The following is a 12,286-nucleotide window of genomic DNA, read 5'->3' on the forward strand; positions in this document are numbered from 1 at the left end:
CACGGATCATCCGGCTTCCCCCGCGCGGGGGAAGCCGGACCGTGAGTGTCAGCCCGCCCGGTGAGGTGTGTCGCGTCCCCTGACGAGTTCGCGCAGCCGGTCCAGGACGGCGGGGCCCGCGGTGATGCCGGGCGGACGCGGCAGTGCTTCTCCGGACACCGCACTGCGCCCACGGGGTCTCTGCTCCGCAACCGCCTCCAGGATGTGGCAGGTTGGGGGAGCCGCCTCCTGCCACCGTCTCCCAAGACGCCCGGTGAGCCGGTCGGGCAGCGGGGCCACCGGCGCGTCGCGTACGACCAGGTAGGGCAGGCCGCCCACGACGGAGCCGGGCCCGACCAGGTACCCGCCGCTGCGGCGGCCGGGGCCTCGGACGTCGATCCGTGGGCCGAGCGGCGACTGCGGTCCGGAGAAGCTGCCGATGGTGCAGTCGGCCGGCACCCGGAAGTACATGTGCAGTCCGCCGCGAGGCGTGGAGACGGTGAAGGTGGCCGGCCAGTCCTTCATGCTGCCGGACGGGTCGTCCAGGTCCAGGGCGACGACTCGTGAGGCGCGGCAGCCGACGCCCACGTTCCCGCCGTCGGCGAGCAGGTGAGGGAGTTCGGCCCGGTCCAGGGTGGTGCGCTGCTGCCACCCGGGTGCCGGGACTCTGCCGCCGGCGGGAAGGGGGAACAGGGCCAGACCCCGGTCCATCGCCCGTGCGGCGGCGGCCATGCCGGCCACAGGGGTCACGAGGCCTCGTCCTCGGCATCGTCGTAGTAGCAGACACAGGTGCCGTAGGGGCCGCCGTCCTCACTGCCGCACTCCGGGCACGGGGTGGGGTCGTACTCCTCGTAGTGGCTGCGGCGGTTCGCTGCCATGACGTCGACGGCCTCCCGGTACGTGGTGACGTTCGGATGGACGGCGAGGAGGAAGCACAGGGTCTCGCGGTCCTCGGACTCCAGGAGCGCGATGGCGTCAGTGTGTTTCACGCCGTAGCGGCCCTTGAGGTAGGCGAGGGCGTTCTTGCGTGCGTGGTCGCGCGGCATCTCGAGCTCGTTCCTGCGGCTGTGGCGATCCCAGACTCACCGGCCGCTGAAGAGCGAGGCCAGCGAAGTGAAGTGGTGGTGATGGCTCGGCGCGGAGCACCTTTGGTGTGCACGTCCGGTCTGGGCCGGACGCACCGGGCCACGAGCCGGGCCCACGGTCATAAGACCGCAGGCCGAACTCTAACGCATCGAGAACCGGCGCGCGATCCGTACGGAGATCAATGGGCGGTGGTCCGGGAGCGGCGGTGCACGCCCGTGGAAGCCGAGGACCTGCTCGCCGAAGCCCTGGCCGGGGCGCAGGAGACCGTCCAGGCCCCCCGCGCCCGCGCGGACTCCGCACCCCCCCTTCTCCCCGTCCGCCCGGCCGCGAGCGCCTCAGCGGGGGGCCTGACGGGCGCCGCTCGGCGGGGCTCCCGGCCGGGGCGGGCCGGGCGCCCCTTTTGTTCGCAGCTCTCAGGGAAGGATCGAGTCGACGTAGCCGCCGTCGACGCGTACGGCGCCCCCGGTGGTGGCGGAGGCGTAGGGGGAGGCGAGGTAGACGACCAGGTGGGCGATCTCCTCGGGCTCGATGAGGCGTTGCAGCAGGGACTGCGGACGGTACTTGACCATGAACTCGTGCTGCGCCTGATCCCAGGGCAGCGCGTCGCCGACGAGTTCGCGGACGAACGACTCGACGCCGCCGGTGTGGGTCGGTCCGGCGATGACGGAGTTGACGGTGACACCGGTCCCGGCGGCGTCCTTGGCGAACCCGCGGCTGACGGCGAGCAGCGAGGTCTTCGTCATGCCGTAGTGGATCATCTCGGCGGGGATGGCCACGGCCGAGTCGCTGGCGAGGTTGAGGACGCGGCCCCAGCCGCGCTCCTTCATACCGGGCAGATAGGCGCGGATGAGCCGGACGGCGGAGAGCACGTTGACCTCGAAGTAGCGCCGCCACTCGTCGTCGTCGATCTCCAGTGGCGGGGCGGCGCCGAAGATGCCGAGGTTGTTGACGAGGATGTCGGCCGTCGGCACGGCCTCCAGTACGGCGGCGGCGCCCTGCCGCGTCGCCAGGTCGCCCACGGCGCCGGTGACGTCGTCGCTGCCGGAGTCGGCACGTACCGCGCGGACGGCCTCGGCGACGCGCTCCTCGCCGCGTCCGTTGACGGCGACGCGGGCTCCCGCCCGGGCCAGGCCGGTGGCGATGGCCTGGCCGATGCCCTGGGTGGAGCCGGTGACCAGAGCGGTACGGCCGGAGAGATCGATCTGCATGACGGGTTCCCCTCGTCGGGCTGGTGGAGTTTTCGCGGCGGTTCCCGGCATCTCCGGTACCCGGCCCGTCCGAGGTGGACACGCGAGGTACTCCTGGGACTCCGAGGGGGACGGCCACGCGACCGGGGCCTGGTCACCTTTTCGGGTGTGCGGTCGGCTCAGGGCGTGGCGAGCATCTTGCCGACGTCGTGCCGACCGCGTCCGGGCAGCCGGACGGTCTTGGGAAGCGGGTCGGGACGGCAGCGGAAATCACCGTCCGTCCCGATGGCCGAAGAGCCGCTCCGGCCACCCGGGGCACGGGGCACGTCGAGGCCGCGGTGCTGTGCGCGTCGGTGTCCTTCGCCGCGGCACGCAGCCGTTCCGCGCAATGCCCGGTGACCAGCACGTGAGCGTCCCGCTCAGGCGCGAGCGGCGCGGTCGGCAGCCCGATGCCCGCGCCTGCGCCGCGCTGTCCGTTCCTCCCGTCCGCCGCGCCCGTCCCGCCCTCCGTTCCTCCGTCCGCCGCGCCCTCCGTTCCTCCGTCCGCCGCGCCCTCCGTTCCTCCGCCCGCCGTGCCCCGGACACGACGACCCCGGCCGGAGGATGCCGGCCGGGGTCGCAGGTGGTGTCCTGGCGGGATCAGAACAGGCCCTTGTACGTCTGCCAGCCGGTGCCGATCTTCGCGCGGGCGCCGAACGATCCCTTGCCGTTGCCGTTGTTGCGCCACAAGGTGCCGGAGGTGTCGCGGGAGACGATGTCCGCCTTGCCGTCGCCGGTGAGGTCACCGACGCCGACGACGACGTTGTACGACGCGCCCCAGCCGGTGGCCACCTTCACGCGGGCCTTGAAGACGCCGGTGCCGGTGCCGTCGTAGCGCCACAGCGTGTTGGAGCGGTCCTGGACCAGGAGGTCACCGCGGCCATCGCCGGTCAGGTCGCCGGCGCCCACGATCTTCTTGTAGCCCGACCAGTTCGGCGCGAGCCGGACCCGCGCGGACAGCTTGCCCGTGCTCGTGCCCTTGTAGAGGAACAGCTCGCCCGTCGACGCCTTGCGCGCGATCAGGTCCGCACGCCCGTCGCCCGTGAGGTCCCCGGGCGAGGTCAGCACGTCGTACTGGTTCCAGCCCTTGCCCAGGGTGGTGTGCGGGGTGTCCGTCACGAAGGACTGCCCGAGGAACGTGCGGTACACCCGCAGTTCGCCGTTGCCGAACCGGACGAGGATGTCGTTGCGGCGGTCGCCGTTGAGGTCGCCGAACGGGACCAGCGTCACGGAGGACGGCCAGCCCGGGGCCCGGAGGGCCTGGCCGAGGCCGCCCCTCCCGTCGCCCGGCCGGTAGCTGACCTCACCGGACGAGGTGAGGGTGACGAGGTCGCCCGCCCCGTCCGGTTCCCCGGAGGCGAAGTCGGTGAAGTCGTGGCGTACGGCGGCCCCGGCGAAGACCCGCACCATCTGCGTCACCGTCGTCGCCGGTCCCGAGCCGTCGGCCGGGGTGGCCGTCAGCCGGAAGGTGTACGTCCCGTTGGGGACGAGCGCGCCCTTGGCGTCGCGCTCGTCCCAGCGTGCCGTCAGGTTGCCGGCCACCGCGCCGCCGGAGAGCATACGGACCGTGGCGCCGGTGACCTTGCTGGTCAGCGTGGCTTTCCAGGAGGCGGCGGGCTTGGAGAGCAGTCCGCGCCACTGCCACCACGGGCCGGTGGCCGGGCCGCTCTGCGAGAAGTGGTCGCTCACCTCGGACTCGATCACGCTCAGCGGCTGGGTGGCGACGCCGCTGGGTACCAGGTGGATGCGGTGGCCGGCGTCCACGTAGGCCGCGGGCCCGCCGAACTTGTCCACGGTCCAGGTCACCCCGCGCCCACCGGAGCCGGCCGCGGCGCGGTCGGCGATCTCACGGGTGGTGGTGGCACCGCCTGCGAAGGAGGTGAGCAGGAGGGACCCGGTCGAGGTGTCGTGCCGCACGAGGTAGCCGTCGCCGAGCAGTGCCTGGCCGGCCGGGACGGGGATGTTCTTCTTCGCCGTACGGTCCCAGACGCCGGCCGTGGCGGCCGTGCCGCACGACCAGTAGATCCAACGGCCCACCGCCTGCAGCTCCTTGGGGGTGCACGGGGCGTGGGTCGCGACGGTGTCGACGGTCTTGCCGGTCTTCAGGTCCTTCGCGGTGAGCACACCGGCGCCGGAGCCCGGCGTCCACAGTCTGGTGCCCCAGACGGAGGCGGCCGTGACGGAGCGGGTGACGATGGGCTTCAGGTCGGAGTAGACGCCGAGGTCGCCCACGTACTGCCTGGCCGGGGAGGAGCCGTTGACGAGGGCGTAACGGCCGGTGATGTCGAGGACCGATCCGGCGGCCGAGGGCAGGTAGAAAGCGGCGTTGCCGTCGAGGGACTGGACGTACGATCCGCTGCCGTCGGGGTCGGAGTCGGCGGTGAACGTCACCACCTGCCCGTCCCCGGTCGTGTACGGGCCGGTCCCGCGGCCGAAGTTCCAGGACCGCCACGTCGGTGCGCCCGGCGTGCCGTCGGCGGCGATCCGGCGGGTGACGTAGGAGCCCAGGAAACTGCTGTCGGCCTCGTCGGTGGCCAGCGTGCCGTTCTGCAGCGACAGCCGGTCGATCCGCGCCGCCACCGCCGGGACGGCGGTCACCTCGGTCACCGTCGGGGCGCCCGTCCCCGTCCCCGGGTCGGTGATCCTGCGCACCGCCCAGTGCCCCGCGTCGGCGCCGCCGACGGCCAGCAGAGTGCCGTCCGGCGCCGTGACCAGGGAGTCGTTCGCGTGCCGGAGCAGGGTGACCGCCTCGCCGCCGGCGAGGGGGACGGCCATGAGTGCCTCACCCCGCTTGTCGACCAGGTCGGACGGCTGGGACGGCACGGAGCGGGCCACCACCAGCCAGCGCCCGGCGATGCCCACGGAGGGGGTGCCCTCGGTTCCGGGCAGCGGCACCGTGGTCTCGGCGGCGGACAGGTCGGCGCGGTCCAGGACGTGTGCCGCCGTACCGCCCGGTCCGTACCCGGTCAGGAACCAGACCAGCCGGTCCGCGCTCAGCGCGACGGACGTCGGGGCGACGGGCACGGTGACGTCACCGGTGACCTTCGCGGCGGCCAGGTCCACCAGGGCCAGGTGCCGCTCCCCGTTCGCCAGCCCGTAGCTGATGACGACGGTGCCGCTGTCTCCGCCCAGCACCTGGAAGTTCGACTTGATCCCGGTCGGCCAGCCCTCGACGAGGGTGCCCTCGGCAGGCGCGCCGTCGCCGTACAGCCACAGCACGCGGCCGCCGTCTTCGGTGCGGGCCTGGCTCAGCACATGTCCGCCGTAGGTGCTCCAGTACCCGCCGTGGGTGAGGGAGACCTCGGTGGCGGTGCCCGTGGACATGTCCTTGAGGGCGACCGTCCGGCCGGACGAGTCGGGGACGGCCACGATGTCGGAGGACGCCCCCAGGTAGGCGGGGATCACGGACGGGGGCAGGGTGCCCAGCTCGGTCGTCGCGCCGGTGGCGTACGACGTCCACAGGTAGCCGGAACGGCCTTCCTGCACATGCAGATAGCCGGTGGCCCCCGCGCTGTGGATCCGGTCCGCGCGCGGGATGTAGCGGTCGGCCTGGAAGACCTTCTCCGCCGTGAAGGCGCTGCTTCCCACGGCGTTCTGGGCGTTCTCGGCGTCGGCGCCGACGGCGAGCGAGCCGGAACCCGCCGTCACGGTCAGGACGGCCAGCGCGGCGACGACGCCACGGGCGGTGGTACGACGGGGCATTGTCGCCTCCTGGGCCTCTCAAGGAAAAGGCGCGACGGGATGGCGACGCCGATCAGTCATGCGTCGACGACTGCAGAAAGTTCCCGGCCCCCCGGCCGCCCCCCGTGCACAGCTGCATGAATATAACAGCAAGCCCAGTGGCCTCAAGCGCCGTTGGGGGGCAGGCAGTGTATTGAAGGTGTGTCAGTCGCGAGCGGGCTCCGGCGGCCCTCCCGAACCGGTCCGGCGTCGCCCGCGGCGCCGTGCCCCGAGGGCGGCGGCCGGGGACGGTCCACGCCCGGCTCTGGAAAGCCGGAACGGACCAGGCAGCGGATGGCCGCGGTGGTGACGCGGTTGTTCGCCGAGCGCGGTGGCGGGCTGGTACCCCAGTACGACGGGCGGCACAGGCAGAGCCAGCCGGTCACCGTGCCTTTCCGGGGTGGGCGTGCCGGCCTTGTCTCTGCGGCCGGCGGCCGGGGCGCCCCTCATCCGAGTCCCGGCACCTGCGGTCGGTCAGACGGTGGCCGTGGTGTGCGGGTGGTTGAGCGCGGCGAGCACGACGGTGTTGCGGTGCCAGACGAGCCAGCGGCCGACCTGGCCGCCCAGCTCGTCGAGCGCCGCCAGCTGCACGGGGGAGAGGCCGTGCAGGGGCTGGTCGTGGTGGGAGGAGATCATGCCCACCACGGTGCCCGCCGGGCCGGGCAGGGGGACGCTGTGGCAGGCGCGGCTGCCGGTCTGCAGGATCGCCCGGCGGGAGCCCTCGTCGAAGGCGTCGGACGCGGCCACGTCCTTGACGGTGACCTGCCGGTTCTCCGCGGCGGCTTGCGCACACGAGGTGGTGGAGTCCTCGACGAAGGTGAAGTAGTCGGTGAAGCGCCGGTTCAGGCCGGTGTGCTTCTCCATGCGCAGCATGCCGTTCTCCACCGTCTGCACATTGCCCATCTCGGCACCGGTGATGCGCAGGGGGCGGTCCAGCGCCGCCCTCAGCACGGCGCTGTGACCGGCCGGCTGCTCCGTGGGCGCGTGCAGCGCGGCCGGCGGGGGCGCGGCTGCCTGCGGCCGGCGGGGCACCCAGCGGTCCGCGCCGGCCTGCGGAGCGGGCAGACGGACGGCCGACTCGGCGAGAAGGTGCACCTTGATGTTGAACCGCTGTGAGGTACGGCGCAGCAGGTCGAAGGCCTCGCCGCGGGAGGCGAGCCGGTAGCGGTGGACGAGGAGGTCTTCGGCACGGGCCACACCGGCACGGGCCAGAGACCGGTTCCGCTCCTCGACCGCCCGCTGTTCCGCCTGCTCGTCGTCGGCCCCCGCGGTCCAGGGCGTGGGTGATGAATCGGTCAACGGGGCGGCACACTGAGGAGAACCCGACCTCCGACCTTCTGGCCGGCCGGATGGTTCGCCCCACGCCCCGTTCCTAGCGTTGTCTCATGTCGATCAAGCGGAGTCGGATCAGTCGTCGGGCAGTGACCGTGCTCGCTGCCACCCTCCTGGCGTCACTCTCCACGGCAGGATCCGGAGCGGCGGCTCCCGCTCACCCGTCCCGGCTGCAGCGGGACGCCGACGCCCTGCGCGACGACGGCGTCACAGGTGTGTCGGTGAGGCTGGAGACGCCCCGCGGAACGCGGACCGTGAGCAGCGGGGTCGGTGACCTCCGCACCGGCGAGCCCGTGGCCGCGGACGGCTATGTGCGGATCGGCAGCACCACGAAGACGTTCGTCGCGACCGTAGTGCTCCAGCTCGTCGGCGAAGGCCGCCTGTCGCTGGACGACACGGTGGACACGTGGCTGCCCGGCCTGGTCCGCGGTCACGGCAATGACGGACGCCGGGTGACCGTGCGGCAGCTGCTGCAGCACACCAGCGGGTTGCCCGACTACATCGGTGACGTCGTTCCCGATCTGAGCGCGGCGGGGTATCGGGAGAACCGCTGGAACACCTACACCTCCCGGCAGCGGGTGGCCCTCGCGATGCGGCACCCGCCGTCCTTCGCACCCGGTGCGGGCTGGGAGTACTCCAACACCAACTACGTTCTCCTGGGGATGGTCGTCAAGGCGGTGACGGACCGTTCGTGGGAGCACGAGGTCCAGGCCAGGATTCTTCGGCCACTGCGGCTCACCCGCACTCTCACACCCGGCAACCGGCCGTTCCTGCCCCGCCCTCACGCCCGCAACTACCAGCAGTTCGAGCCGGGTGGCGCCCTGACCGACACCACCGTCGCCTACCTGCCCTTCGACGCCGACGCCGACGGATCGATGATCAGTACGGCCGCGGACGTCGACAGGTTCTTCACGGCACTGCTGCGAGGCAGGATCCTGGCCCCCGCCCAGCTCGCCGAGATGCAGCGCACGGTCGAAGTCCCCGCCGGCCGCGGCTTCCCACGAGGCACCCGCGACGGGCTCGGCCTGGATTGGACGCCGCTGTCCTGCGGCGGCGGATACTGGGGGCACAGCGGCGACGGATTCGGATACCTGGTGTGGCCCGCCACGACCGCGGACGGCAGGGCCGCCGTCACGGTCTCCTTGCACAGCCGGCCGGGGGAGGAGAGCAGCGCCACGCGGCAGATCCAGGACGTCACAGCCCTCGTCGATCGTGCACTGTGCTCCGCCCGCCGCTCTTCCGACGTCCACGACGACGGCCGGCCACGCTGAACGTCGGTCGCGACACCGCACCCGCACGGCGCGCCCCGGTCCGCCGCCGGAGCCGACCGCCGCACACCATGCCGGTGGACGTCCTCCAACCCCCCGCACAGGAACAGAGCCGGCGCGACTTCGGCGGTGCGACCCGCGTCCGGACTCCACCACGGTCCCCTCGTCTCGGCATGGGGCAGAGGCACCTTCACCGGGCCGGCCGCGCTGTGTTGTCAGTGGTGTGCGCTTGGATGGGCCGCATGACTGTTCACGACGTCGCCGAGGCGCTTCCAGACATCCCGACGCTGCGGGACCGGTGCCGTGCGATGGCCATGCTGGAGACCGTGCTGAACCCTGACGGCACGCGCTGCTACTCGTTCAGCCGGGCCTGGTCCGAGGCGGAGGAGTTCGCCTCCATGCGCAACGGCTCGGGGGACGAGTTCGACGTCGTCTTCTCTCCGGCGGGGGCGTACGTCCGAGGCTTCGACCACGAGTCCGCGATGAGTCCGAATGCCGACGGCGCGCCCTGGCCGGGCGTGGTGGACTCGGTCCCCGAGGTGTTCCGGAGCTGTGTCGAAGAGCCGGCCTTCACGGACGACGGCATGCCCGTCGTGACGGTCTGCATGTGGCGCGAGGCGGGAGATGGGCGCTGGGAGGCAGGAGAAATCGACTTCCCCGAGGACAACGCCGACCCTGAGGGCTCGGGTTGGCTGTTCCAGCTGCTGGTCGACCCCTCCCCGGAGGCTTTCCAGGAGTTCGCCGAGGACTACTACGAGATCCCCGTCGACATCCACGCCGTGCGCCACATATATGCCCTTCGCCCACTGACCCAGGACGTGGTCACCGCCCTGAACGACACGGCGTCGTTGGCGGATCTGGCCGGCGCGGCCGCCGCGATCGGCTATCCCGTCGCGACCAGCTCGGCTCCCTGACCCGAGCCTGTCACCGCCGAAACCCCCACTCGGGAAAGTCCGGCTCGAAGGCGGACAAGGCCGGTCACGGCGCGGACTACGCGGCTTTGAGGCAGACCGCCATGCGGGTGCGCTACGCCGCGCTCGTCCTGCTCTTCCCCTGCGGCGCGCTGCCGCTGCGGGCGCCATGTCCCAGGGCCGTGAACTCCCGGTGGGCGCCGCCCTCGTGGCCGCAGCGGCGACCACAGGCCTCATGGCCCTCCTGCGGCGCGAGACGACGCCGGAACCGCGCCCGGCCGTGCCGACCACGGCCACCGCACGGCTCGCCGCGACCGTGGGCACCACCGTGGTCGCCGTCGCCCTCGTCGTGCTCTCCAACGACCGGGTCGCCGGACACCTGCAGACCGCGTTCGACGGCGGAGGGCGGCTGTCCGAGCCCGGTGACCTGCTGCGGCAGTGGATCCAGCTCGGCGCCTGGACCATGCCCACCAGCTCCACCTTCGGGCACTGGCTGCGGTACCGGCTCGGCGACGTGGCCCTGCTCGCCCTGGTCCGGTGGGGCCACGCTCCTGTGACGGGGTCCGGGTGGTCGTCGCGGGGGTTACCGGCCGGGCCAGGCCGGCGGCTTCCCGAAGTCGACGGAGCGCTGCTCGACGCCCATCGGACGCAACTCGACCTCGGCGCTGACCTTCTGCAGCTTGCCGCCGAAGGAGACGACGGCGGCGACGACCTCTTGGCCGGTGGCGCCGGAGCGCATCGCGTCCTGCACGAAGGCGGCGAGTTCGTCGAGTGTCATGAACTGCTTCTTCGGAGCAGCGTGTTCGATCTTCTTCAACGCCATGGCGTCTCCTCCCCAATGATCTGGCGTCAGCCTACGCCGTGCCACGCGCTCACCTGCACGCGGTGACGCGGGGGAGAGCGGCGCGCGGCCCATGAACAGCCGGCCGGGACGCCCGCACCGCCGTCACGCGGCGCACCCAGGACACCGCGGTGGACTGCCTCCGGGAGCGGATCACCACGGTCGCCCCCGACCTCGACGCGCCCCCGGACCACGATTCGTCGTCCCGGTTCGCGGCGAAGGTCTCGGACGGGCTCGGCGCCCGCACCGTGGTCGCCCGCCACCAGGACCTCGTCGCGGTCTCCGACCCGTGCGCCACGCACCGGGCCGGTGCGGCGACGCCTCCTCTACCACCGGCCGCACGCTGCTGACCAGTGCATCGGCCAGTGTGTTCAGGTCCCGTTCAGGTCCGGCCGCGCCTCGGGCAACTTCCGTACCGGAAGCGCCAAAACTCTGGCAAAGGGGTCTGGGACGAGGGCCGGGCCCCATGTCATGGTGCCTGCCATGTCGACTGATCACCTCACTCACGACCGGCCCGCGGGCCACATCCGTCACGCGGCGAGCAAGGTGCCGGAGGTGACCGTCTACTTCTGGATCATCAAGGTGCTCACCACGGGGATGGGTGAGACGGCGTCGGACTTCCTGGCCCACCTGCTCGGCCCGATCCCCGCCGTCGGCCTCGGCGGCATGGCCCTGGTGGCCGCTCTGGCGGTGCAGTTCGCCGTCCGCCGGTACGTGCCCTGGGTCTACTGGACGGCGATCGTCATGGTCAGCGTGTTCGGCACGATGGCCGCCGACGTCCTGCACGTCGGCCTCGGAGTGCCGTACGCGCTCTCGACCCCGTTCTTCATGGCCGCGCTGGCCGCCGTCTTCGCCCTCTGGCACCGCGTCGAGCGCACCCTGTCCATCCACAGCGTCCGCACCCGGCGCCGGGAGACCTTCTACTGGGCCGCCGTGCTGGCCACGTTCGCGCTGGGCACCGCGGCGGGCGACCTCACCGCCACGATCGGCCTCGGCTACCTGGGCTCCGCCGTCCTGTACGCCGCCGCGATCGCCGTTCCGGCCGTCGCGCACCGATGGGGGAGCCTGAACGCGGTGACCGCGTTCTGGGCCGCGTACGTCATCACCCGCCCGCTCGGCGCCTCGGTCGCCGACTGGATGGCCGTCCGCCATGGCAGGGGCGGACTCGGCCTGGGCCTGGGGCCGGTCACGCTGTACTGGACGGTGGCCATCCTCGGCTTCGTCGGCTACCTGGCCGTCTCGCGAAAGGACGTCCAGCGCGATGTCACGCCGTGACATGCCGGTGGCGCCGGGTGCGGCCGCCGTCACCCGGCGGGCAGGCTGACCACGAACCGTGCCCCGGGGGTGTGCCCGGGGTCGTATGCCACCTCGCCGCCGGCGGAGCGGGCCAGGCGTCGCGCCAGCGGCAGTCCCAGGCCCGCGCCGCCGTGTCCGTCACCGGGATCCGCGCGCCGACCCGGCTGGAAGAGCTGTCCGGCGAACGGGGGCGGTACACCGGGCCCGTCGTCGACGACGTCGACGCGTACGCCGCCGGGCGCGCGGTAGGCGCGGACGGCGACCTCGCGGCGGGCGTAGCGGCAGGCGTTGTCCAGCAGCGGGCTGACGATGCGTTCGAGGAGGGCGCGGGGGACTCCGGCCTCCAGAGGCGGACCGTCGGCGGTCACCGTCACGTGGCTCGGCGCGTCGGCGACTTCGGTGAGGCGCCGCAGCGTGGGCAGGATCTCGGCGCTGCCCGGGGCGGTGAGTGCGCCGCCGCGGGCGTCGTCGAGGAGGGTGTCGCAGATGGTGCGCATGGACTGGGCGGCATCCGCGATGACCTCGTGGTTGCCGGGGTTATGTACGCGCATCCGGCGGTACGGAGATGGTCGGGGAGGGGAAGAATTTAAATTAGGGGGTTTAATAAGACGTGGTCGGCGGATGCAT

The 12,286-nt window shown here is 72.5% G+C and carries 9 protein-coding genes and 2 pseudogenes; 4 read left to right on the plus strand and 7 right to left on the minus strand.

Features of this window, described 5'->3' with window-relative positions; genetic code table 11:
• Positions 1-48: 48 nt before the first annotated feature.
• The 5 genes from ABZ719_RS36205 to ABZ719_RS36225 all read right to left on the minus strand — a co-directional run bounded on the left by ABZ719_RS36205 (position 49) and on the right by ABZ719_RS36225 (position 7,310).
• Positions 49-729, minus strand: coding sequence for a bifunctional DNA primase/polymerase (locus tag ABZ719_RS36205; protein WP_366729424.1), 681 nt, complete (start codon positions 727-729; stop codon positions 49-51).
• On the minus strand, positions 726-1,025 hold the full coding sequence (locus ABZ719_RS36210; RefSeq protein ID WP_366729425.1) for a hypothetical protein: 300 nt from the start codon (positions 1,023-1,025) through the stop codon (positions 726-728). The genes ABZ719_RS36205 and ABZ719_RS36210 overlap by 4 nt, the downstream gene beginning before the upstream one ends.
• Before the next feature lie 453 nt (positions 1,026-1,478).
• Positions 1,479-2,273, minus strand: a complete 795-nt coding sequence (locus ABZ719_RS36215) for an SDR family oxidoreductase (RefSeq protein WP_366729426.1) — start codon at positions 2,271-2,273, stop codon at positions 1,479-1,481.
• 618 nt (positions 2,274-2,891) lie between these two features.
• Positions 2,892-5,993, minus strand: coding sequence for an FG-GAP-like repeat-containing protein (locus ABZ719_RS36220; protein WP_366729427.1), 3,102 nt, complete (start codon positions 5,991-5,993; stop codon positions 2,892-2,894).
• 492 nt (positions 5,994-6,485) lie between these two features.
• On the minus strand, positions 6,486-7,310 hold the full coding sequence (locus ABZ719_RS36225) for an ANTAR domain-containing protein (RefSeq protein WP_366729428.1): 825 nt from the start codon (positions 7,308-7,310) through the stop codon (positions 6,486-6,488).
• A gap of 122 nt (positions 7,311-7,432) precedes the next feature.
• Between ABZ719_RS36225 and ABZ719_RS36230 the strand changes: the two genes are divergently transcribed.
• Both ABZ719_RS36230 and ABZ719_RS36235 read left to right on the plus strand, forming a co-directional pair.
• The gene (locus ABZ719_RS36230; protein ID WP_366729429.1) at positions 7,433-8,614 is read left to right on the plus strand and encodes a serine hydrolase domain-containing protein; all 1,182 of its coding nucleotides are present in this window, start codon (positions 7,433-7,435) and stop codon (positions 8,612-8,614) included.
• 239 nt (positions 8,615-8,853) lie between these two features.
• Positions 8,854-9,525 carry a hypothetical protein gene (locus ABZ719_RS36235; RefSeq protein WP_366729430.1) on the plus strand — a complete coding sequence of 224 codons (672 nt, stop codon included), beginning with the start codon at positions 8,854-8,856 and terminating at the stop codon, positions 9,523-9,525.
• A 580-nt stretch (positions 9,526-10,105) separates the two neighbouring features.
• On the opposite strand, the gene ABZ719_RS36240 is transcribed toward ABZ719_RS36235, so the two are convergent.
• Complete coding sequence (locus tag ABZ719_RS36240; protein WP_037853543.1) at positions 10,106-10,345, minus strand: hypothetical protein; 240 nt, start codon at positions 10,343-10,345, stop codon at positions 10,106-10,108.
• Positions 10,346-10,443: 98 nt separating this feature from the next.
• Here ABZ719_RS36240 and ABZ719_RS36245 point away from each other — a divergent pair.
• Positions 10,444-10,650: pseudogene (locus ABZ719_RS36245) on the plus strand (two-component sensor histidine kinase); the annotation flags it as partial.
• A gap of 196 nt (positions 10,651-10,846) precedes the next feature.
• Positions 10,847-11,638: a hypothetical protein gene (locus ABZ719_RS36250; RefSeq protein WP_366729431.1), complete on the plus strand. Its 792-nt coding sequence runs from the start codon at positions 10,847-10,849 to the stop codon at positions 11,636-11,638.
• A gap of 29 nt (positions 11,639-11,667) precedes the next feature.
• Here the strand turns inward: ABZ719_RS36250 and ABZ719_RS36255 are convergent.
• Positions 11,668-12,186 (minus strand): annotated as a pseudogene (locus ABZ719_RS36255) (ATP-binding protein); the annotation flags it as partial.
• Between the last annotated feature and the right edge of the window lie 100 nt (positions 12,187-12,286).

This window comes from Streptomyces sp. NPDC006743, from assembly GCF_040703815.1.
Taxonomy (GTDB): Bacteria; Actinomycetota; Actinomycetes; order Streptomycetales; family Streptomycetaceae; genus Streptomyces.